This window comes from Aeromonas sp. Y318-3 (assembly GCF_027706185.1).
Classification (GTDB): domain Bacteria; phylum Pseudomonadota; class Gammaproteobacteria; order Enterobacterales; family Aeromonadaceae; genus Aeromonas; species Aeromonas veronii.
The window spans coordinates 105,683-126,406 of record NZ_JAPDCN010000008.1; the positions used below are offsets into that span (position 1 = coordinate 105,683).

A 20,724-nucleotide genomic window follows, 5' to 3' on the forward strand; every position below is an offset into this window, starting at 1 on the left:
AAAGGTGTCTTTAAACGCCATTTTTGTATCTTTTTGTTGAATGGATAAAATAAAAAGCAAATAATGTTGAACGAAATGAGATTCATGATTGCAAAAAAAATTGCACAAACAGGAGTGGCTATATGAAACGCATCATCACGGCAACAGCGGCACCTGACGCTATCGGTCCCTACAGCCACGGCACTGCCTATGGCGACCTTATCTTTACCTCCGGTCAGTTGCCGGTCTGCAAGCAGCAGGGTGGTGTGGTGGAAGGGGGGATTGCCGCCCAGACCCGCCAGTCACTGGAAAACCTGAAATCCGTGCTGGAAGCCGCTGGCGGCTCGCTGGATACCGTGCTCAAAACCACCTGCTACCTCGCCGAGATCAGCGATTTTGCCGCGTTCAACGAGGTCTATAAAGCCTATTTCCAGAAAGATTGTCCGGCGCGCAGCTGCTTCGCAGTGAAGGATCTGCCGATGGGCGTCAAGGTTGAAGTGGAAGCGATCGCCCATATCGCTCGTTAATGCTGATAAAAAGGTTCAAGTGATGAAACAAGCGTGGCAGCAGTATCTGCAGATTATTCAACAGGTTGTCAAACCAGCGCTGGGTTGTACCGAGCCAATCGCCGCCGCTTATGCCGCGGCTGTCGCCGCTCGGCAACTGGGGTGTGAGCCCGGTCGCCTCGAGGTTGCGGTGTCGGACAATCTCTATAAAAACTCGATGGGTGTCTATGTGCCGGGCACCGGCAAGATCGGTCTGGCCATTGCGGCCGCGGCCGGTGCCATCGGCGGTAACGCCGACGCCGGGCTGGAAGTGCTGGCCGCGATCCAGCCAGCACAGGTGGAGCGTGCCCAGCAGCTGATCGATGCCGGCAAGGTGCAGGTGAGCCGCACCGCCGCCCCCGAGTTTATCTTCTGCCGCGTGACCGTTTATGGCTCTGATGACAAGGGTGAAGAACACAGCGCCGAAGTGACCCTGTGCGGCGGTCATACCCGCATCGTCGAGCAGCGCCGCGATGGTGAAGTGACCTTCACCGCCGATCAGAGCCAGGGCGGTGCCACCGGTTCCATCTGCGATGGCGTCGATATCAGCATCGCCGCCATCTACGAGTTCGCCACCCAGGTGGAGTTCGAGCAGATCAGGTTCATCCTCAAAGCCTCCGAGCTCAACGGCAAGCTCTCCGCCGAGGGGATGAACAACCCCTATGGCCTGGAGATTGGCCGCACCATGCAGCAGAACATCAATGCCGGTCTTATCGGCGAGGATGTGATGAACCGCATCGTGATGATGACGGCGGCTGCCTCCGATGCCCGCATGGGGGGCGCGACCCTGCCAGCCATGAGCAACTTTGGCAGCGGCAACCAGGGCATTGCCGCCACCATTCCGGTGATGGTGATTGCCGAGCGCTTTGCGGCCAGCGAAGAGCAGCTGGCTCGCGCCCTCATCATGAGCCATCTGGGCGCCATCTATATCAAGTCCCACTATCCGCCGCTGTCGGCCTTCTGTGGCAATACCGTGACCAGCGCGGCCGCCTCCATGGCCATGGTCTATCTGGCGGGCGGCAGCTTCGAGCAATCCTGCTTCGCCATCCAGAACGTGCTGAGCGACAGTGCCGGTATGGTATGTGACGGGGCGAAGGCCTCCTGCGCCATGAAGGTGAGTACTTCCTCCGGTGCGGCGGTGCGCGGTTTCCTGATGGCCCTCAACAGCCACTCGGTGTCGGGGCAGGGGATCGTCGCAGGCGACGTGGATCAGACCATCCGCAACGTCGGCCAGATGGTGAAGGAGGGCATGTCTGCCACAGACAGCACCATTATTGATATCATGTCCGCCTGATGTCCCTGTCGGTTGCTGCCCGGCGCCCATTGTCCGGCAGCAACCCTTGCAAGAAGGTCCCATTGTGAAGCTGCAAGAGTTGAGTCCGAGCGATTTTGAGATCCTCAAGTCGATGGAGAACATAGTGGACGGCATCGCCGCCATGTATGGCCAGCACACCGAAGTGCTGCTCCACAGTCTGGATGCGCGCAATCCCTCGATCGTCAAGATTGCCAACGGCCATATCACCGGCCGCAGTGTCGGCGCTCCCATCACCAACCTGGCGATGATGAAGCTCAAGAGCGGGCAGGATATCTCCAGCCCCTACATGACCAAGTGCGCCACCGGCAAGACCCTGCGCTCCATCACGACCGTGATCCGCAACGGGGAGCACAGGGCCATCGGCTTGCTCTGCATCAACAGCGACATGGATGCTCCGCTGCAATCCGTGCTGCGCACCATGATGCCGGAGTGCATGCATCCCCACGAGAGCCATGCCACCCCGGAGGTGTTCGCCCGCAACATCGACGAAGCGCTCAACAGCACCATCGACACCGTCAGTGCCGAGGTGCGTGGCAACGAGGCGGTGCCTCCGTCCCAGAAGACCCGGGTTATCGTCAACCAGCTGCACGACATGGGGATCTTCGAGTTAAAAGACAGTGCCCAGATTGCGGCGCGCCAGCTTGGGATCTCGGTCCACTCCATCTACCGCTATCTGCGGGAGATCAAGAAGGGCTGAGCCGATACACTCTGGCCAAATTGGCAGCAAACGGGTCAGCCTTGACCCGTTTTTTACGCCCGCTTTAGCCTCTCTGTTTGGGCCATCCTTCGGGCTCATCTGCTATCATCGCCCCCCTTATTCTTCTATCTATCTGAACGTGCTGGAGAAATCATGTCCCGACTCATCTATCTGCTGCGCCATGGCCAGACCCGCTTCAATGCCGAGCAGCGTCTGCAGGGGCGTTGCAACTCCGAGCTGACCGACAAGGGTGAGGCGCAAGCCATCGCCATGGGGCGGCGCCTTGCCGCCGAACTGGCGGATCCCGCCCGCTGGATCGTCTATGCCAGCCCGCTTGGCCGTGCCCGTCAGACTGCGCTGCTGGTGTGCGAGCAACTGGGGTTGGCGGCAGATCGCATCGTCTGGGACGATCGGTTGATGGAGCTGGGGATGGGGGAGTGGGAGAGTTGCCAGATCCCGGCGCTGCGTCTTGCCCACCCCGAGCTCGATACCGGCAAAGGGGACTGGTATCTGCAGGCACCGGGGGCCGAGAGCTTCGAGAGCATTCAGCGCCGGGCACACCAGTGGTTGCAGGATCCTGCCATCGCCGAGCGGGCCATCGTTATCTCCCACGGTCTGCTCGGTGCCATGTTGCGAGGCGTCTATGCCGATCTCGACTATGAGGCGACCTGGTCACAGGAGTTGCCCCAAGATGCCTTCTATAAGCTGCAGGATGGCCACATCACCCGCATTGCCTGCTAGTTTCGTGGACGTTGCCGCCATCAGTGCATGGACGACGCAGGCTGCAACGCGCTACGGATTTTGCTTTGCGAAGATTAGACATCAACGAAATGATGAATAGACTCAAAAAGCGCCTTATCAATAAGGGCATTAGCCCTTCTCCTGCGGTGATGTGTTTAAGGTCTGGTTTTGCGAACAGGTTGCAACTTGCATTGCACTATGGTGCACAGACCGCGCTTTTTAATGAGGTAAGCGGGAGATTGTATTGAAATGAGTGGTCGCGTGATGCTTGGTGTATCAATTGCATATTAAACGACCAGTGGCTTGAGTATGAGGACGACACCATGAAAGGGATCTCGGTTCGTAGCAAATTATTGATGCTGGTTGTGGTACCGCTGTTTTGTATGATTTTGCTGTGCACTCTCTCCCTTTGGGGGATGCGCCTGATGAATCAGGCTGCCCATCAGGTGAATGAAGAGGAGGTGCAGCAGTTATCCGAACTGAAGCTGATTTCAGACTTGTATGCGGTCAGTGTCGTTGATGCGATCAATAAAGCGCATGTTGGATTAATCACCCGTGAAGAGGCAAAACGTTCCGTTACTGAAGCGCAGTTAAAAGCCGCAACGGAATGGAAGCGTTACATGGCCCAGAAGATGTCTGCGGAAGAACGGGCGATTGCGGAGTCTGCCCAGGTATTGATGAACAAAGCCGACATTACACTGGATGGTATTAAAAGTGAGCTTTCATTAAAAGCTCCTCTTGATAAGGCAATTCATCAGTTATACAGCACGGTTGATCCTTTTAATGAGGAGCTGGGCAAGCTGGTTGAACTCCAGCTGAGATTTGCAGATGAGCATGTTGGTACCCTGGAAAGTCTGGCCGTTGATTTCTCATTTGCCTTCCTCTCCATCACCGGGATTGCCCTGTTCGCTTTATCCGTGCTGGGGATCTGGATTTTTCGCGGGATCAGTCAACCGCTCACCGCTTTGCGCAGAGCGCTTTACAAATTGCAGCATGAGCAGGATTTGACCGTCACCGTCCCCGTCATTCGGGAAGATGAATTGGGGCAAGTCGCACGGGCGCTGAATGATATGGTTAGCCATTTCCGCAGATTGATTGGCGAAATGGATGACGTGGCCGAACAGTTATCGACAGGCGCCGATGCACTGAACGAGCTGGGGCTAACCAGTGCAGAGCAAATGGCCCAGCAGCGTCTGGAGACAGATCAGAGCGCTGCGGCGATGAATGAGATGAGCGCAACGGTTAACGAAATCGCCCAGAATACAAATAGTGCTGCAATTGCCGCCCGTCAGGCAGAAAACAAGGCAGAAGAGGGGCAAGCGGTTGTCAAGGAGACCATTGGAAATATGGCTCTGCTCTCTGGTCAATTGCAAAATACATCCACTGTGCTGCAAAACCTGGCTATCGAAAGCAATAACATTACCCAAGTGATGGGGGTTATTCGCTCGATTGCCGAACAAACCAATTTACTGGCACTGAATGCGGCAATTGAAGCCGCCAGAGCGGGTGAGCAGGGGCGTGGCTTCGCGGTGGTGGCTGATGAAGTCCGGGTACTTGCTCAGCGCACCCAAAACTCTACCGGAGAAATCCAGAACACCGTCAATCGCCTGCAACAGAATGCAACTATGGCTGTTGATAGTATGAATATCGGATTATCTGAAGTGGAGAAGACGAATACCCTGATGCTGACCTGCGGCGTCTCTTTGGAAGAAATTGTGAGTGCGGTGGATGATCTGAATAATCTCAATGTGCAAGTCGCTGCTGCAGCCGAAGAGCAAAGCAAAGTCACCGAAGAGATGACGCGCAGCATGGTCAATATTGCCGATATCGCAGTACATACCTCGGACTCGGCAGCCCATGTCTCGGCCAAGTGTCAGCGTCTTGATGAGATGGCCAAGTCAATGAGAACACAGATTAATCATTTTAAATGGCGCTCACATGCCGCTTGATATAATTCGATGACATTACCCCCAGGCCCCGAGAGTTCGGGGCCTTTTTGTATCATGTTGGTCGTACTGCACCTGCGTTGAAACATGTCATCGGTTTCCATAGATATGTGAAGATTCATTACCGGACTGATGAAGTGACGCTTTCCGAAAAATTGTGCATTTTTGACGGCAGCCGTCACCCTGAATGGCCATTTTTGCCGCAGTTCAACACATCAGAGCACCTTATCGCGGCAAGATGAGGTATCTTATGCCCCGATTTCATCCATTAAACGGATCCGAGACCCCATATGATCATCAAACCCAAGGTTCGCGGCTTTATCTGCACCACCACTCATCCGGTCGGTTGTGAAGCCAATGTTCGTCGCCAGATCGCTTACACCCAAGCCAAGGGCACCATCGAGAATGGTCCCAAAAAGGTGCTGGTGATCGGCGCTTCCACCGGTTATGGCCTGGCCTCCCGGATTGCGGCTGCCTTCGGTAGCGGCGCCGCCACCCTCGGCGTCTTCTTTGAAAAAGCGGGCACCGAGTCCAAGACCGGTACCGCCGGCTGGTACAACTCTGCCGCCTTCGACAAGGCCGCCAAAGAGGCGGGCCTCTACGCCAAGAGCGTCAACGGCGATGCCTTCTCCAACGAGTGCCGCGCCAAGGTGATTGAGCTTATCAAGCAGGATCTGGGTCAAATCGATCTGGTTGTCTACTCCCTGGCCTCTCCGGTGCGCAAGATGCCGGAAACCGGCGAAGTGGTGCGCTCTGCCCTCAAACCGATCGGCGAGGTCTACACCACCACCGCCATTGATACCAACAAGGATCAGATCATCACCGCTACCGTCGAGCCGGCGAACGAGGAAGAGATCCAGAACACCATCACAGTGATGGGCGGTCAGGATTGGGAGCTGTGGATGGCTGCCCTGCGTGATGCCGGCGTGCTGGCTGACGGCGCCAAGTCCGTGGCCTACTCCTACATCGGTACCGATCTGACCTGGCCAATCTACTGGCATGGCACCCTGGGCCGCGCCAAGGAAGATCTGGATCGCGCCGCCGCCGCCATCCGTGGCGATCTGGCTGCCAAGGGCGGCACTGCTCACGTGGCCGTGCTCAAATCCGTGGTGACCCAGGCTTCTTCCGCCATTCCGGTGATGCCGCTCTATATCTCCATGGCCTTCAAAATCATGAAGGAGAAGGGCATTCACGAGGGTTGCATGGAGCAGGTGGATCGCATGATGCGCACCCGTCTCTACGCGTCCGACATGGCGCTGGACGATCAGGCTCGCATCCGCATGGATGACTGGGAACTGCGTGAAGATGTGCAGCAGACCTGCCGCGACCTGTGGCCATCTATCACCAGCGAGAATCTTTCCGAGCTGACTGACTACACCGGCTACAAGCAGGAGTTCCTGCGCCTGTTCGGTTTCGGTCTGGATGAGGTCGATTACGATGCGGATGTAAATCCGGATGTGAAATTCGACGTGGTCGAGCTCTGAGTCTGACTCAAGTGAAAACGGGGCCCCGCGGGGCCCTGTTTTTTTGGCAAACATTCCGCTAATTTGCGGAATTTTATTATCAGCGATCACCTTTTTCCCATATCAAACCCGCTAGTCTTGCGCTGATCGGATCACAGACGGCATTGCCGAGGTACGGAAGCTATGACCACTCCAAACGAGGCGCCCAAGAAGCGCCAACTCCCCACAGTTTATACCCTGCTTTTTATCATCATCGCGCTGATGGCCGCCCTGACCTGGGTGCTGCCAGCGGGCAAATATGACTATGTCACCGCCAAGACCCAGCAGCCGGTGGCGGCTGCGGCCGTGGCCGATTACAGCGGCGACGAGCGGCTGTTGCCGGTGCCCGGCAGCTACACCGAGTTACCCGCCCACCCGCAGGGGGTGTTCGAGGTGCTCAAGGCCCCCATTCAGGGCTTTCACAAGGCGGCCGACGTGGCGCTGTTCGTGCTCATCATCGGTGGTTTTCTCGCGGTGACCATGCAAAGCGGTGCGCTGGATGCCGGGGTGGTGGCCATTGTGCGCGGCTTTGCCGGCCGTGAGCGGCTGCTGATCCCGGTGTTGATCGCCCTGTTTGCCCTCGGTGGCTCCACTTTCGGCATGGCGGAGGAGACGGTGGCCTTCTGGGCGCTGATCGTGCCGGTGATGATGGCGACGGGCTTTGATCGCATGGTGGCGGCGGGGATTATCCTGCTTGGCTCCGGGGTCGGGGTGCTCGCCTCCACCGTCAACCCGTTTGCTACCGGCATCGCCTCCGGTTTTGCCGGTATCCCCATCGGTGAGGGGATTGGCCTGAGGGTCATCCAGTGGCTGCTGCTGGTGATCTTCGCCTCCTGGTTCGTGATGCGCTACGCCAAGCAGGTGCAACAGGACAAATCCCGCTCCGTGCTGGCCGACATCGTCTATGACGACGAGTTCTCCCAGATGAAGAGCGGCAACCTCGCCTTCACCGGCAAGCAGAAACTCACCATGCTGGTCTTCTTCGGCACCTTCCTGCTGATGATCTATGCGGTGGTGCCCTGGTCGGATTTGGGGATCGACGTGCTGCCCACCTTTGGCTGGTGGTTTGACGAGCTCTCGACCCTGTTCTTCAGTGCCTCCATCCTGATTGCGCTGATCAACCGGATGCCGGAGTCCAACTATGTGGCGACTTTCCTGAGCGGCGCTCGGGATCTCATCGGGGTGGCTCTGGTGGTTGCGGTGGCGCGCGGCATCTATGTGGTGATGGAGCAGGGCGTCATCATCGACACTATTTTGCATTGGGCTGAAGGGCTGGTGAGCGGACTCTCCTCGTCGGTCTTCATCCTGATGGCCTATCTGGTGCACATCATCCTGAGCTTCTTCATCCCCTCCACCTCGGGGCTGGCGACCGTCTCCATGCCGCTGATGGGGCCGCTGGCGGACTTCTCCGGCATCTCCCGGGATCTGGTGATCACTGCCTATCAGTCCGCCTCCGGCTGGATCAACCTGTTTGCCCCCACCGCCGCTCATCTGGTGGCCGGTCTGGCGCTCGCCAAGATCCCCTACGATCGCTTCGTGCGTTGGGTGCTGCCCTTTATCATCGGCGTAGCCCTCATCACCATGGCGGTGCTGGTAGCCGGTGCCCTGCTGCACGGCTGATGGCACGAATTAAACCACAGATAACAAAAAGGCTCCCGCGGGAGCCTTTTTCATGAGCCTTGCTTACTGCTTGTAGCCCTTGAGGAAGCGGGCGAGGCGGCCGATGGCATCCTCCAGCTCCTCTTCGCGGGGCAGGAACACCAGCCGGAAGTGATCCGGCGCCGGCCAGTTGAAGCCGGTGCCCTGTACCAGCAGCAGCTTTTCCTGTTGCAGCAGGTCGAACACCATCTTCTGATCGTCGCGGATGTCATACACCTTGGGATCAAGGCGCGGGAACATGTAGAGCGCCCCCTTGGGTTTGACGCAGGAGACCCCGGGGATCTCGTTCAAGAGCTCCCACGCCTTATCCCGCTGCTTGCGCAGGCGGCCGCCCGGCAGGATCAGCTCGTTGATGCTCTGATAGCCGCCGAGTGCAGTCTGGATGGCGTGCTGCATCGGCACGTTGGCACACAGCCGCATGGAGGCCAGCATCTCCAGCCCTTCGATATAACCGCGGGCACGGCCCTTGGGACCGGTGATGACCATCCAGCCCTGACGGAAGCCGCAGGCACGGTAGGCCTTGGAGAGGCCGTTGAAGGTCACCACCATCACATCGTCGCACAGGGTGCAGACGCTGGTGTGGGAGATATCGTCGTAGAGGATCTTGTCGTAGATCTCGTCGGCGAAGATGATGAGGTTGTGCTGGCGGGCGATCTCGATCACCTCCAGCAGGAACTCGCTGCCGTAGACAGCACCGGTCGGGTTGTTGGGGTTGATCAGCACCAGGCCGCGGGTGCGCGGGGTGATGCGGGCGCGGATGTCGTCGAGGTCCGGATACCAGTCAGCCCCTTCGTCGCAACGATAGTGCACCGCATGGCCACCGGAGAGAGTGACGGCAGCAGTCCAGAGCGGGTAGTCGGGGGAGGGCACCAGCATCTCGTCGCCGTTGTTGAGCAGCGCCTGCATCGCCATCACGATCAGCTCGCTGGCGCCGTTGCCGATATAGATGTCATCGATATCGACCTTGCGCATCCCTTTTTGCTGGTAGTACTGCATCACCGCCTTGCGGGCAGAGAAGAGCCCCTTGGAGTCGCAGTAGCCCTGGCTCAGCGGCATGTTGAGGATCACATCCTTGATGATCTCTTCCGGCGCATCAAAGCCGAACGGGGCCGGGTTACCGATGTTGAGCTTGAGAATGCGGTGGCCTTCGTCTTCGAGACGGCGAGCTTCTTTATGCACCGGGCCGCGGATGTCATAGCAGACATCGTCGAGCTTGTGCGACTTGTCGATTGTGAACATGGTGAGTGTGATTCCTTCCCCACAGGGACGCGTTGGCGAAAAAGGCGATTTTTAGTATCAAATTTCTTTTCCCCTATTCTTCACAGAATTGAATGCTAGAACAATCCTCTTTTTAGAAGAATTCCCTGATTTTTAGCCCTAAAACAGGGTTGCCAGAACGTTAAATTCAGCACGATCTTTGGTGCTAACCAAGGTTAACTAGTGAAACATGGGGAACGAATTAACAAAGCTGCCTGACTGTGTTGCAATATCCGGATCCTGTGGCACGATTGGCTTGTGTAAAAAATCGTCTTCGTCCCCCTTTTCGATGAGTTGAATGGCACTCATGGTGTCATCTTTATGTGGTTCGCTCATCGGCGTTCACTTCTGCGAGGTTTTCCCATGCAAGCACCCGTTCCAGGCCGCTATCGCCACTTCAAGGGGGGGTACTATCAAGTGCTTGCTCTGGCTTTGCATACCGAAACCCAAGAGCAGCTGGTCATTTATCAATCCGAGCAGGATGGTCAGGTCTATGCCCGACCCGTCGCCATGTTTATGGAATGGATTGAGCATCAGGGGCAGGTTGTCAGCCGTTTTGCCCCTGCAGGAGACTGACCACGCCTCCGTTTTTATCGTTCAAGGGATGAGCACTCGAGCTAAACGGTGTCACAAGTTGTCGCATGACGCCCTTGGGTATGAGATGTGCAGCCAGCTGTCTTAATGACAAATCCCTTATCTAATCAACTAATTGTGATGAACATCACATTCAGTGAGCTTTGCCTGCCGGGTTCGCAATCTGGACTCACACTCCCATAATGCTGCGCTTGTTCAAGCATGGGCCCTTCTCGGGTCTTGTTCGGTGTTATCTCAAATGGGAGAAATAATGTGAAACCTGTTGCTGCTGAGTTTATGGGCACTTTCTGGCTGGTATTGGGCGGTTGCGGCAGTGCCGTGCTGGCTGCAGCCTTCCCTCACGTCGGGATTGGTCTGCTGGGGGTCTCGCTGGCTTTCGGTCTGACCGTGCTGACCATGGCGTTTGCCATCGGCCATATCTCCGGTTGCCACCTCAATCCGGCCGTGACCGTCGGTTTGTGGGCGGGTGGTCGTTTTCCGGCATCCGGTGTACTGCCTTATATCGTGGCGCAAGTGTTGGGTGGCATTGCCGCCGCTGCCGTGCTTTACGTAATTGCCAGCGGTCAGGCCGGGTTTGATCTCTCTGCCGGTTTTGCTTCCAACGGCTACGGTGAGCACTCTCCGGGTGGTTACAGTCTGACTGCCTCACTCGTATGCGAAATGGTGATGACCGGTTTCTTCCTGTTCGTCATCATGGGCGCCACCGATAGCCGTGCGCCTGCCGGTTTCGCGCCGATCGCCATCGGTCTGTGCCTGACCCTGATCCACCTCGTCAGCATTCCGGTGACCAATACCTCGGTCAACCCGGCCCGCAGTACCGGTGTTGCGCTGTTTGTCGGTGACTGGGCTATCAGCCAGCTGTGGCTGTTCTGGGTTGCCCCGATTGTCGGTGCTATTCTGGGTGCGCTGGCTTATCGCCTGGTGGCGACTGAGCAGAAGTAATCATTTGCGAAACAAAGTGTGGTATCGACACGCCTGCGGGCGTGTTTTTTGTTTCTGGAGGGTCGAGAAAAGAGCATTAACCGAGGCTAACCTCAGAGCCCTTTGGCCTGCAGCATCTCTTTGTAGCGCAGGTGGAGGAGCTGGACGCGCTCCACATAGGCACGGGTTTCCGCATAGGGCGGAATACCGCCATGTTTTTGTACGGCGCCCGCGCCGGCGTTGTAGGCCGCGGTCGCCAGCGCCACGTTGCCGTCATACTGCTTGAGCAGTCCCGCCAGGTATTTCACCCCGCCGAAGATATTCTGCTCCGCCAGCAAGGCATTGCCGACCCCCAACTCCCGCGCCGTGGCGGGCATCAGTTGGGTCAGCCCCATCGCCCCCTTGCGGGAGACCGCCAGTGGATTGAAAGCGGATTCCGCATGGATCAGCGCCCGGATCAGCGCCGGCTCAACCTGATAGGTTTTGGCAGCCGCCTTGATGGTGCTGGCATAGTCATAGAGAAACAGCCCTGTAGTTTGCCAGTTGACGCTGGATTTGGGATCGCAGGCGAAGCAGTCGTTGAACAGCAGCAGATCGTAATGGCCCTCTTCGGGTGCCATATCGGAGTAGCGAACCACCCCGTTCTGCTGCACCGATTTATAGACCTGGATCTGCTTCTTGCCGTTGGTGGCGACTGCCGCTGTTTGAGCGGTGTCGGGTTGTGAGGCGGGAGTGGCATCTTTGCTCGGACGCAAGGGGGAGGGCGCGGCGGTCAGGAAGATCACCTCCGCGGGAGGGGGAGTCTGGCTCCATCCGCTCAGGGGGATCAACAACATATGGCCTGCCAGCATCCATGCTTTCAACTCTAATACTCCTTCTGTGATGACCATGTTGAGTAAAGCATCATGACGAGGGCAGAACAAGCGGCCAACAGGGGGCAAATGATCCGATTCGGTGACCGGGATCAAAGTATCCGCCGCAATAAAGGATTGTCATCATAAAGCACGGTTTTGGCAGTCAGGCGGTGGGTCATGGCCTCTTCCACCGGGTAAGCAAGCTGCCCATGACGCCCGCTTTTTTGTTGACGAAAGGCATGCTATCGTGCTGGCGTCATGTGGTCGGATTAGCGCACCGTATCTGGCACTAATAACTGATTATCAAAGGATTTGTCTGTGACAAGCAAGCTGGCGATGGAACTCACTTTCGAAGAGTACTGCGACGCCGACCTCTCCCTAATCAGGGACTATTACGAGACGACGTTTTCCCACTATGTGCCGGATCTGGCCGAGCGGATCTTTGTCGTGCGTGATGCTCACTGGCTGGTGGGGGCGGTTCGGTTGCGGGACGAGGAGGAGTTTTACCATCTGTGCGGCTTTCGCCTGTTGCCCCACTACCAGTCGCTGGGATTGGGATCACGGCTGCTGCAGCACGCCTGTCACGGTCTGTTGGACAAACCTGTGGTTTGTCAGGCGCTGCCCTTCGAGAAGCCTTTCTATCTCAAGGCCGGGTTTGCCGATATGCCCCTCAATCAATTGAGCGGGTCGCTCTTCTCCCTCTACGAGCGGCAGCAGCAGCAGGGGTATCAGGTGGAGCTGCTGGTACGGGATACCACCCAGCCCCTCCTGAATTGAGCGGTTTAGCGGGGTTTGGTCAGCAGGTGGATCTTGCCCGGTGACAGCTCCAGCCCCAGCAGATTCTCCTTCAGCCACGCCTGATCCGGATCCTTGTCATTGAGTTTGTAGACCGGCTTGGTCTCGAGTCGCTTCTCCATGCTCTGCAGCAGCATGTTGAGCATCAGCCCGAACTTCTTCTCGGCCGCCTCCGGCTCCAGCTTGTACTCCACCAGCTTCATGTTATCGAGAAACAGGGCGCTCTGGCTCTTGTCATAGCGGGGCCTCGCCTCATAGGTCATCTGCAGGCGGGCGTCATATTCGGTATTGTCTGGCAGGGCGATTTTGAGCTTGCCCTTGCCATAGACCCGGGCGGTATCGGGGCGTTGGCGACCGATCTGGACATCGCTCTGCTCAAGCGTCACATGGGCCTTGATGATGCCCGGCAGCTCCAGCTGTTTGTCGACTTGCACCTGAGATTGCAGGTACTGGTTTATCTGTTGCTCATTGATGTCATATGAGCCTTGGCCTAGCATGGCCAGGCTGAGCAGCATAGATTGCAGGATCATGCGTGCGACCTGATAGAATGGATTTGCCTTACAGCATACCATCCCGGCCGGTTGGGGTCTGCCCACTGCGCTGTTTGTCGATTAGAAGGAGTCCCCGTTGTTTAACGGTCTGGAACACGATCTTCAACTGCTGTTTTCCCGTTTTCTGGGTTGGCTGCTACTGCTTTTTCATACCGTGATTGTCACCGGTGTGTCGTTTCGGGTGGTGATGAAACGCCGTCCCATCGGGGTGTCGCTGGCCTGGCTGGCGCTGATCTATGCCATTCCGTTTGCCGGGGTTGGCTTCTATGTGCTGTTTGGTGAAATAAAGCTGGGGCGCCGCCGTGCCGAGCGCGCCCAGGCCATGTATCGCCCTTATGCCATCTGGATCCGCCAGCTGGCCCGTCTGTTCCCGCAGCACTGCTGCGAAGTGGGCGCCAAGGCACAGCCGCTGCACGATCTCATCCAGGGACGGCTCGCCATGCCGATGCTCTCCGGCAACCGCATGACCTTGCTCAACAAGCCGGACTGGATCTTGCGCGAGATTGCCCAGGATATCCGTCGCTCGACGCTCTCCTGCTATCTGGAATTCTACATCTGGCATCCGGGCGGCGATGCCGACGAGGTGTGCGAGGCGCTGATTGAAGTGGCGCAACGCGGCGTGGATTGTCGCTTGCTGCTCGATTCGGTGGGCAGCAAGCAGTTCTTCCGCTCCCACTGGCCCAAAAAGCTGCGCAAGGCGGGGGTCAAGCTGGTGGAGGTGCTGCCGGTCGGCGCCTGGCGCATTCTGTTCCAGCGTCAGGATCTGCGGATGCACCGCAAGCTGGTGGTGATCGATGACAGGGTGGGTTACACCGGCTCCATGAACATGGTGGATCCCCGTTTCTTCAAGCAGGATGCCGGGGTCGGCCAGTGGGTCGACATCATGATCCGGGTGCAGGGGCCCATGGTGCCGCTGATGTGGTCGATCTTTGTCTGGGACTGGGAGATGGAGACCGGCGAGCGGCTGCTCGACAGTCTGCAGCATGAGCCGGAAGCCTGGCCCCAGACCAACTACCGCGCCCAGCTGATCCCGTCCGGCCCCTTCGTCGGCGGCGACTGCATCCAGCAGAGCCTGCTGCTGGCCATCTATCAAGCGCGCAGCCATCTGGTGCTGACGACCCCTTACTTTGTACCCGACGATCCGCTGGCGGCTGCACTCAGCTCGGCAGCGGCGCGCGGGGTGCAGGTGCAGCTGGTGTTGCCGGCACGCAACGACTCCATCATGGCCAATTACGCCTGCAACGCCTTTATGGAGGAGCTGCTGGCGGCCGGGGTGGAGATCTACCGCTACGATGCCGGTCTGCTCCATACCAAGAGCGTGCTGGTGGATGATGACTTCGCTCTGGTGGGGACGGTCAATCTGGATCGGCGCAGCCTCTGGCTCAACTTCGAGGTGACCCTGTTGGTGGATAACCCCTCGTTCGTGGCCCAGATGACCCGGCTGGTACAGGGCTATATGGCGGAAGCCACCCCGATGACCCTGGCCCAATGGCAGGCCCGCCCCTGGTACAAGAAGGCGATGGAGAACATCTTCTATCTCTTCAGCCCCTTGCTGTGATGTTGTGGCGAGCCGCAAGAAAGTGGACTCGCCATCTGATTGGACTTGCTTAGCCCCGAGTCCGCCCCGTAGAGTGCAGTGACAACTCCCTGGAGACACATGGATATATGAAAAAGATAGTGGCCCTCGCCGTGGGTGCGGCACTGGTAGGTGGTGGTCTGGCTGCGTGCTGGTACACGGGCAACAGCTTCGACAACATCATGGCGGAGCAGATCGCCAAGGTAGAGCAAGAGACCGGTATCGACATGCAGTGGCAGCCGGGTAGCAGCAACCTCTTCACCCGTGACGGGATCCTGAAGGTCGTGGTGACGCCGGAGGAGCTGGCTGCCATCGACAGCGAGCTGGAGGGCAGTCAGCCCATCGAGCTGCAACTGGTGGTCAAGAGCCAGATCCTGCCGCTCTACATCAAGAGCCACTTCCTGCTCGATACCCATAATGGCACTCTGGCGCCAGTCTTTACCGCACTGGGCATGGAGCAGTGGGAACTCGGTCTGGAGTCGGTCACCAGTCTCTGGACCCAGGGTAACAGCAGCCGTTTCTGGGCCAATGAATTCAAGATCAAACAGGGGCTGGACGAGTTCAGCTTCCTGCCCCTGAGCGGTGAGTTCCACGGTAATCTGGAGGGGAATGGTCACCTCACCATGACCTGGCAGGGGATGACGGTCCATGAAGAGCAGAGCAAGATGGACTTGGTGCTGGCCGACCTGAAAGGGAGTGCCGATATTGCCGAGATCAGCGGTGTGCTCCTCTCGCCCCAGAGCGAGATGACCCTCTCGGCCCTCACGGTACAACTGCCTGACAGCGTCAAGGTCGCCCTGCAGGGGATGACTACCGAGACTCAGCTGACCGGTGATGATGCCCAGACCCTCTCCAGCAGCTATCAGATGAAAATTGCCAAGCTGGATCTGGAGAACGAGACCGACACCCTGGCGGTGACCGACAGCAAGTTGGCGCTCAACCTCAACGGTCTGGATCTGGAAGGGTATCAGGGGCTGCAGGCCGCCGGTGGCAAGGGGGTTGAAGATGCCGCCATCCAGCAGGCGCTGGACAAGATGCTCAAACGTGGCGCGACCCTTGAACTGGCCGATCTCAGTGCCAAACTCAACGGTGAGGCGGTGACCATGAAGGGGGACGTGAAGCTGGCCTCCACCTCGCTGGAGCAGCTGTTCAACAGCGACGCGGGAATGCAGGCCCTCTCCGGCGTGCTGCATGCCAGCCTCAGCGACAAGCTGGGCAAGGCGGTGCCGCAACTGGCCCCAATGCTCGATCAGCTGACCCTGATGGGTTATCTGAAGGCCGACAAGCAAGCGCTGACCTCCGAGCTGAAGCTGGAGAAGGGCGCGGTGACGGTAAACGATCTGCCGCTCTGACACTCGGCGCAGAAACAACAACGGCTCCCGCGGGAGCCGTTGTTGTTTCTGGCGTTTGCATACGGGCCGTGTGGGCGGATTACTTGAAGACCACCGTCTTGTTGCCGTAGACGAACACCCGCTCGTTCAGTACCAGCTCCAGCGCGCGGCTCAGCACCGATTTCTCCACATCCCGACCCGCCTTGGCCATGTCGTCCGCACTGAAGGCGTGACCGACGTGGATCACGTCCTGTTCGACGATGGGGCCTTCATCCAGATCGTCGGTCACGAAGTGGGCGGTGGCACCGATCAGCTTGACGCCGCGATCAAACGCCTGCCGGTAGGGGCGGGCACCGATGAAGGCGGGCAGGAAGGAGTGGTGGATGTTGAGGATCTTGCGCGGATAGGCCTCGACGAAGCTCGGGGTCAGCACCCGCATATACTTGGCCAGGATCACATAGTCAGGCTCATAGCTGTCGATAATGGCGCGAACCTGCTCTTCATGTTCGGTCCGGCTCAGATCATCGTGACTGACGGTGTGGAACGGGATATCGAACTTGCCGGTGAGCTCGGCTAGGGTGTCGTAGTTGCCGATCACCGCGACGATATCCATATCCAGCGCGCCCGCGTAGTTCTTCATCAGAATATCGCCGAGGCAGTGAGTCTCTTTGGTAACCAGGATGACGATACGCTTCTTGCCCGCCTTGACCAGACGACGCTGGGCGCCGGTGGGCAGGGCATCATCGAGGTCGGCCAGCAGGGTCTCGTCGTTGAAGCGCCCCTCCAGCTCGGTACGCATGAAGAAGCGACCATTCTCGTGATCCACAAACTCATCGTTCTTGATGATGTTGAGCTGGTGCTTGTAGCAGATGTTGGTGATCTTGGCGATGAGCCCTTTGGCATCAGGGCAATCCGTGAGCAGTATTTTCTTTTCCATCTCTGTCATTTTCCGTTTGTGGTGTTGGCGCTGCTGTCTGCGCCGGCAGCGTTGTTCAGGCTCTCTTTTCGGGCCCTGTTTTTTGGTTTCGGGAACTATGCCATAAACCGATCCGAGCCATAAAGAAATTCGCCAGTCATGGCCTCGCACGCTGGCGAGCGGGCCGGCCGCAGAGCGGGATCCCGGGCGCAATGTTGAAACGCTTTTCAGCCTGCGGGGGATTTTGGCTGGTATCTGCAACCGTTTTTCTTTAGGCTGTCTGCGCTTATTCTCAGGGCGGGGTGCAATTCCCCACCGGCGGTATCCCGATTGACTCGGGGAGCCCGCGAGCGCCCGACTTGGCTGATTGCCGGGTCGGGGTCAGCAGATCCGGTGAGATGCCGGAGCCGACGGTCATAGTCCGGATGAAAGAGGATAAGACAGACCTTGCCGTGTTGGCCCTTGTGGGCTGGCCGCTGCATGCCCGTCTCTGTCTGCCTTTCCATGCCCTGATTCTGGTCCTTGTCTTGTTTAGGAGTTTTACCATGAATCAGTCTCTACTCAGTGAATTCGGTGATCCCGTTGCCCGTGTCGAAGCGGCGCTGTCTGCCTTGCGTGCCGGAGGCGGCGTGCTAGTGGCCGACGATGAAGATCGGGAGAACGAGGGCGACCTCATTTTCGCCGCCGAATCCATGACCAATGAACAGATGGCGCTGATGATCCGCGAGTGCTCCGGCATCGTCTGTCTCTGCCTGCCCGATGAGCGGGTTCGCCAGCTGGAACTGCCGATGATGGTGGAGGCCAACTCCAGCCACTACCAGACCGCCTTTACCGTGACCATCGAAGCGGCGCAGGGGGTCACGACCGGTGTCTCGGCGGCTGATCGCATCACCACCATCCGCGCAGCCATCGCAGACGGCGCCAAACCGGGCGATCTGCACCGCCCGGGTCATGTTTTCCCGTTGCGTGCGCGAACCGGTGGGGTGCTTACCCGCCGTGGTCATACCGAAGCGACGGTCGATCTGATGCAGCTGGCTGGTCTCAAACCGTTTGGTGTGTTGTGTGAATTGACCAAAGAAGATGGCTCGATGGCGCGTCTGCCAGACTTGGTTGCGTTCGGTCGCAAGCACCAGATGCCGGTGCTGACCATCGAGGATCTGGTGCAATATCGTCAATTGTTGTCAGAACGTACAGCCTGAGCCTCATACGAAATTGTAATAAGGCAAAAATTTGGTTAACCTTTGTCCGTGCCCCCACCACACGGCACTCATTTTTTAGACGAATCTGGACAAAAACTGTTCATTCGAAAAAAAATGAGGGTTTTAATGCATTTATCTGTGGTGGGGACTATGCAAAGTAGGATTTTTTTGTGCCATAATCACGCCGCTTGCTAAACGTCTGGCGAGTTCAAGGGAGCTTTAAAAATGAAAAAATTGTTGTTGGTAGGTGTTGTTGGTCTGTCCGCTCTGCTGGGCGGTTGTGCAAACACCAGCGAACTGGAAACTTCCGTTCAGAATCTGTCTAACAAAGTTGACCAACTGGCTCAAGATGTTAGCGCAGTTCGTGCTGATCAGTCCAAAATCGCTGCTGATGTTGCCGAAGCCAAGCAAGAAGCTATGCGTGCTAACCAGCGCATCGACAACATGGCTACTTCCTACAAGAAGTAATCCATGCGAAAAAAATGGCGCAGTTTTGCGCCATTTTTTTTTGCCTGAAATTCACCGTATCTCCACTATTCCCACAGCACCTTTTTCGTACTTGACCCATGAGGTCATGCCGGTCTCCCGGCACTCCCCCATCATTACCAGCCAGTTCGATTCCGATCAGTAGAGCAGACTATAGAGTTTGCGACGGTAGCTCTGTGCCGCCGGTGTGCTGCCCATGGTCGCCAGAATATCGAGATAGGTCTTTCTGGCATCGCCGAATGCCAAATCCCGCTTGAGGATCTCCAGCAGCAGTCCCAACGCCTCTTCCTGACGACCAGCCTGGTTGTATTGCACCGCCAGCTCCTGAGTCAGGGCAAAATCATCAGGCTGTTCTGCATGACGGGCTTCCAGCGCGCGCAGCTCCGGGCTGTCTGCCGCTTGCAGGGCCAGTGCCAGCCGTGAGCTCAGGGTATGGAAGTGGCTATCCTGCGCTACCATCGGGATGGCGCCGAGGCGCTCCTGCGCTTCCTCCAGCAGATTGAGGTCGAGCGCAGCCTGGATCAGCCACAGGCTGATGTCGTGACGTTCAGGAGCCAGCTGGTGTGCCTTGGTCAGATGGGCATAGGCGATGCTGGGCTGCTCGTCAGCCAGTGCTTGTTGCCCCTTGGCCAGCAACTCTTCCTCTTCTTTGGGGGCGAAAGCGGCGAAATACTGGCGCAGGGTGGCTTCATCCTGCGGCCCTTCGATGATCCCCTGTTCGTCAGGGCGACCCTGATGGAACAGCACCAGTGCGGGCAGGGCGCGCAGGCCGAGCTGGCTGGCCAGCGGCTGCAGCTGGGGATCGTTCATATCCACCTTGGCCAGGGTGACCTGCTCATTGGCGGGCCCAACCAATGATTCGATCAGCGGTGTCATCCCCTGGCACTCCGGCATCTGCGGTGCATGGAAATAGATGACGACCGGCTTCTTCATGGACGCATCGATAAGTTCAGCGTGAAAATTCTGGGGAGTAATGTCGACGATCATGAGTTGGACTCTTCAGAAAGGGTGTTGAATAACATGGGGTTAAGCGAGTGGCAATTCAAGCGCTCATCCAGCCGGTAAAAGGCCACGGGGGTTGCCGCCGCCGCGAGGCTGAGCCAGCCGCTGGCAAAGGGCCAATCCTGTACCTGATAAGGGGTGTCATCGAGCCGGTTGTCGAGTCGCCATCCTTCCTCCGGGAGAAACCTTACCTTCTCCAGCCCCGCCGCTATGCCGCCACCATGAGCTTTCAGTACCGCCTCCTTTCGTGACCAGAGCCGGTAGAAGGAGCTCTCCTGCTCTTGAGCAGGCTGTGCGCAGAGCCACTCATATTCACTCTGTGCATAAAACCGGCGGGCCAGGGGGAGGGGATGATGCCGCCGTTTGCCCAGTTCGATATCCACCCCAAGCGGCCCCTGTGGGCAGAGCGCCAACACCAGCCAGCTGCCACTGTGGCTCAGATTGAACTGCCAAGCATCATCATGCAGTCGGGGCTTGCCGTGGGGGCCGTTGCAAAATTGCAGACTGGCGGCAGGTTGTTGCAGCCGCCCGGCCAATAGCTGGCGCAGCAGGGCGTGACTCACCAGATATTCCTGACGCCGTTCAGGATGGGTCATGGCTTGCCAGATATGCTGCTCATCGGTTGACAGCCATTCAGGCAATTGAGCAAGCAGTTCCTGGCATACTCTGGCCGGTTTTAACAAAAAAAGATCGGTTTCGATCATGATTTTTCACTTTAAAAAGGTGCTGAAGCAGGGATAAAAGCCAGTTATCTAGGAGGCCCAAGGCTCTTTTTGCGATTGTATATTGTTTGGGCATGATCACATTAATTATGAAAAATCGTGCATTTCCTTGCAAAAATGTGAGCTTGATAGGGAT

20 protein-coding genes and 1 riboswitch are annotated in these 20,724 nt (G+C 57.6%); of the genes, 14 read left to right on the forward strand and 6 right to left on the reverse strand.

Annotation, left to right across the window (positions count from 1 at the left end):
- The first annotated feature begins 122 nt into the window (after positions 1 to 122).
- The 7 genes from OKB77_RS12845 (at position 123) to OKB77_RS12875 (ending at position 8,345) form a co-directional block, all read left to right on the forward strand.
- On the forward strand, positions 123 to 506 hold the full coding sequence (locus OKB77_RS12845) for a Rid family detoxifying hydrolase (protein WP_101530446.1): 384 nt from the start codon (positions 123 to 125) through the stop codon (positions 504 to 506).
- A gap of 22 nt (positions 507 to 528) precedes the next feature.
- Positions 529 to 1,818, forward strand: coding sequence for an L-cysteine desulfidase family protein (locus OKB77_RS12850; protein WP_201991871.1), 1,290 nt, complete (start codon positions 529 to 531; stop codon positions 1,816 to 1,818).
- Positions 1,819 to 1,882: 64 nt separating this feature from the next.
- Positions 1,883 to 2,536 (forward strand): helix-turn-helix transcriptional regulator, encoded by a 654-nt coding sequence (locus OKB77_RS12855; protein ID WP_005334376.1) that lies wholly within the window; start codon positions 1,883 to 1,885, stop codon positions 2,534 to 2,536.
- 153 nt (positions 2,537 to 2,689) lie between these two features.
- Positions 2,690 to 3,277 (forward strand): histidine phosphatase family protein, encoded by a 588-nt coding sequence (locus OKB77_RS12860; protein WP_270817787.1) that lies wholly within the window; start codon positions 2,690 to 2,692, stop codon positions 3,275 to 3,277.
- A gap of 323 nt (positions 3,278 to 3,600) precedes the next feature.
- On the forward strand, positions 3,601 to 5,226 hold the full coding sequence (locus OKB77_RS12865) for a methyl-accepting chemotaxis protein (RefSeq protein ID WP_064340992.1): 1,626 nt from the start codon (positions 3,601 to 3,603) through the stop codon (positions 5,224 to 5,226).
- Between the two features lie 287 nt (positions 5,227 to 5,513).
- The gene (gene fabV / locus OKB77_RS12870; protein WP_270817788.1) at positions 5,514 to 6,707 is read left to right on the forward strand and encodes an enoyl-ACP reductase FabV; all 1,194 of its coding nucleotides are present in this window, start codon (positions 5,514 to 5,516) and stop codon (positions 6,705 to 6,707) included.
- A 162-nt stretch (positions 6,708 to 6,869) separates the two neighbouring features.
- Positions 6,870 to 8,345: a YfcC family protein gene (locus tag OKB77_RS12875; RefSeq protein WP_270817789.1), complete on the forward strand. Its 1,476-nt coding sequence runs from the start codon at positions 6,870 to 6,872 to the stop codon at positions 8,343 to 8,345.
- 63 nt (positions 8,346 to 8,408) lie between these two features.
- Here OKB77_RS12875 and OKB77_RS12880 read toward each other — a convergent pair whose 3' ends face one another.
- Positions 8,409 to 9,623 carry a pyridoxal phosphate-dependent aminotransferase gene (locus tag OKB77_RS12880; RefSeq protein WP_005334367.1) on the reverse strand — a complete coding sequence of 405 codons (1,215 nt, stop codon included), beginning with the start codon at positions 9,621 to 9,623 and terminating at the stop codon, positions 8,409 to 8,411.
- A 381-nt stretch (positions 9,624 to 10,004) separates the two neighbouring features.
- Between OKB77_RS12880 and OKB77_RS12885 the strand changes: the two genes are divergently transcribed.
- Both OKB77_RS12885 and aqpZ read left to right on the forward strand, forming a co-directional pair.
- Positions 10,005 to 10,217 (forward strand): DUF1653 domain-containing protein, encoded by a 213-nt coding sequence (locus tag OKB77_RS12885; RefSeq protein ID WP_005334366.1) that lies wholly within the window; start codon positions 10,005 to 10,007, stop codon positions 10,215 to 10,217.
- 270 nt (positions 10,218 to 10,487) lie between these two features.
- A complete protein-coding gene (gene aqpZ / locus OKB77_RS12890; RefSeq protein ID WP_270817790.1) occupies positions 10,488 to 11,177 on the forward strand; it encodes an aquaporin Z in 690 nt (229 codons plus the stop codon).
- Between the two features lie 92 nt (positions 11,178 to 11,269).
- Here the strand turns inward: aqpZ and OKB77_RS12895 are convergent, their stop codons facing one another.
- Positions 11,270 to 12,019 carry a lytic transglycosylase domain-containing protein gene (locus OKB77_RS12895; RefSeq protein WP_429041964.1) on the reverse strand — a complete coding sequence of 250 codons (750 nt, stop codon included), beginning with the start codon at positions 12,017 to 12,019 and terminating at the stop codon, positions 11,270 to 11,272.
- A gap of 327 nt (positions 12,020 to 12,346) precedes the next feature.
- On the opposite strand from OKB77_RS12895, the gene OKB77_RS12900 reads away from it, so the two are divergent.
- Positions 12,347 to 12,787 carry a GNAT family N-acetyltransferase gene (locus tag OKB77_RS12900; protein ID WP_041980377.1) on the forward strand — a complete coding sequence of 147 codons (441 nt, stop codon included), beginning with the start codon at positions 12,347 to 12,349 and terminating at the stop codon, positions 12,785 to 12,787.
- A 5-nt stretch (positions 12,788 to 12,792) separates the two neighbouring features.
- On the opposite strand, the gene OKB77_RS12905 is transcribed toward OKB77_RS12900, so the two are convergent.
- The gene (locus OKB77_RS12905; RefSeq protein WP_005353308.1) at positions 12,793 to 13,335 is read right to left on the reverse strand and encodes a DUF1439 domain-containing protein; all 543 of its coding nucleotides are present in this window, start codon (positions 13,333 to 13,335) and stop codon (positions 12,793 to 12,795) included.
- 97 nt (positions 13,336 to 13,432) lie between these two features.
- Here OKB77_RS12905 and cls point away from each other — a divergent pair, with 97 nt between their 5' ends.
- On the forward strand, positions 13,433 to 14,914 hold the full coding sequence (gene cls / locus OKB77_RS12910; protein WP_005361740.1) for a cardiolipin synthase: 1,482 nt from the start codon (positions 13,433 to 13,435) through the stop codon (positions 14,912 to 14,914).
- Between the two features lie 107 nt (positions 14,915 to 15,021).
- Complete coding sequence (locus OKB77_RS12915; protein WP_021229238.1) at positions 15,022 to 16,284, forward strand: DUF945 family protein; 1,263 nt, start codon at positions 15,022 to 15,024, stop codon at positions 16,282 to 16,284.
- A 79-nt stretch (positions 16,285 to 16,363) separates the two neighbouring features.
- Here OKB77_RS12915 and purU read toward each other — a convergent pair whose 3' ends face one another.
- Positions 16,364 to 17,200: a formyltetrahydrofolate deformylase gene (purU, locus tag OKB77_RS12920; RefSeq protein WP_019445959.1), complete on the reverse strand. Its 837-nt coding sequence runs from the start codon at positions 17,198 to 17,200 to the stop codon at positions 16,364 to 16,366.
- Positions 17,201 to 17,463: 263 nt separating this feature from the next.
- Positions 17,464 to 17,620: riboswitch (FMN riboswitch) on the forward strand.
- 104 nt (positions 17,621 to 17,724) lie between these two features.
- Here purU and ribB point away from each other — a divergent pair.
- Entirely contained in the window at positions 17,725 to 18,378 is a 654-nt protein-coding gene (ribB, locus tag OKB77_RS12925; protein WP_005334344.1) for a 3,4-dihydroxy-2-butanone-4-phosphate synthase, read from the forward strand.
- A gap of 225 nt (positions 18,379 to 18,603) precedes the next feature.
- Positions 18,604 to 18,846, forward strand: a complete 243-nt coding sequence (locus OKB77_RS12930; protein ID WP_005334342.1) for an Lpp/OprI family alanine-zipper lipoprotein — start codon at positions 18,604 to 18,606, stop codon at positions 18,844 to 18,846.
- Positions 18,847 to 19,002: 156 nt separating this feature from the next.
- On the opposite strand, the gene OKB77_RS12935 is transcribed toward OKB77_RS12930, so the two are convergent.
- Together OKB77_RS12935 and OKB77_RS12940 are read right to left on the reverse strand one after the other, a co-directional pair.
- Positions 19,003 to 19,851, reverse strand: a complete 849-nt coding sequence (locus OKB77_RS12935) for a tetratricopeptide repeat protein (protein ID WP_111899466.1) — start codon at positions 19,849 to 19,851, stop codon at positions 19,003 to 19,005.
- Positions 19,848 to 20,570 (reverse strand): 4'-phosphopantetheinyl transferase family protein, encoded by a 723-nt coding sequence (locus OKB77_RS12940; protein ID WP_247823117.1) that lies wholly within the window; start codon positions 20,568 to 20,570, stop codon positions 19,848 to 19,850. Before OKB77_RS12940 ends, OKB77_RS12935 begins: the two co-directional genes overlap by 4 nt.
- Positions 20,571 to 20,724: the final 154 nt, after the last annotated feature.

Excerpts from the sequence above, each read along its gene's own strand:
- OKB77_RS12935 (WP_111899466.1), bottom strand. The coding sequence starts at position 19,851 with ATGATCGTCGACATTACTCCCCAGAATTTTCACGCTGAACTTATCGAT.
- OKB77_RS12845 (WP_101530446.1), top strand. The coding sequence starts at position 123 with ATGAAACGCATCATCACGGCAACAGCGGCACCTGACGCTATCGGTCCC.
- OKB77_RS12850 (WP_201991871.1), top strand. The coding sequence starts at position 529 with ATGAAACAAGCGTGGCAGCAGTATCTGCAGATTATTCAACAGGTTGTC.
- OKB77_RS12930 (WP_005334342.1), top strand. The coding sequence starts at position 18,604 with ATGAAAAAATTGTTGTTGGTAGGTGTTGTTGGTCTGTCCGCTCTGCTG.
- ribB (WP_005334344.1), top strand. The coding sequence starts at position 17,725 with ATGAATCAGTCTCTACTCAGTGAATTCGGTGATCCCGTTGCCCGTGTC.
- OKB77_RS12900 (WP_041980377.1), top strand. The coding sequence starts at position 12,347 with ATGGAACTCACTTTCGAAGAGTACTGCGACGCCGACCTCTCCCTAATC.
- OKB77_RS12880 (WP_005334367.1), bottom strand. The coding sequence starts at position 9,623 with ATGTTCACAATCGACAAGTCGCACAAGCTCGACGATGTCTGCTATGAC.
- OKB77_RS12905 (WP_005353308.1), bottom strand. The coding sequence starts at position 13,335 with ATGATCCTGCAATCTATGCTGCTCAGCCTGGCCATGCTAGGCCAAGGC.
- OKB77_RS12875 (WP_270817789.1), top strand. The coding sequence starts at position 6,870 with ATGACCACTCCAAACGAGGCGCCCAAGAAGCGCCAACTCCCCACAGTT.
- OKB77_RS12940 (WP_247823117.1), bottom strand. The coding sequence starts at position 20,570 with ATGATCGAAACCGATCTTTTTTTGTTAAAACCGGCCAGAGTATGCCAG.
- purU (WP_019445959.1), bottom strand. The coding sequence starts at position 17,200 with ATGGAAAAGAAAATACTGCTCACGGATTGCCCTGATGCCAAAGGGCTC.
- fabV (WP_270817788.1), top strand. The coding sequence starts at position 5,514 with ATGATCATCAAACCCAAGGTTCGCGGCTTTATCTGCACCACCACTCAT.
- OKB77_RS12915 (WP_021229238.1), top strand. The coding sequence starts at position 15,022 with ATGAAAAAGATAGTGGCCCTCGCCGTGGGTGCGGCACTGGTAGGTGGT.
- OKB77_RS12865 (WP_064340992.1), top strand. The coding sequence starts at position 3,601 with ATGAAAGGGATCTCGGTTCGTAGCAAATTATTGATGCTGGTTGTGGTA.
- OKB77_RS12885 (WP_005334366.1), top strand. The coding sequence starts at position 10,005 with ATGCAAGCACCCGTTCCAGGCCGCTATCGCCACTTCAAGGGGGGGTAC.
- OKB77_RS12860 (WP_270817787.1), top strand. The coding sequence starts at position 2,690 with ATGTCCCGACTCATCTATCTGCTGCGCCATGGCCAGACCCGCTTCAAT.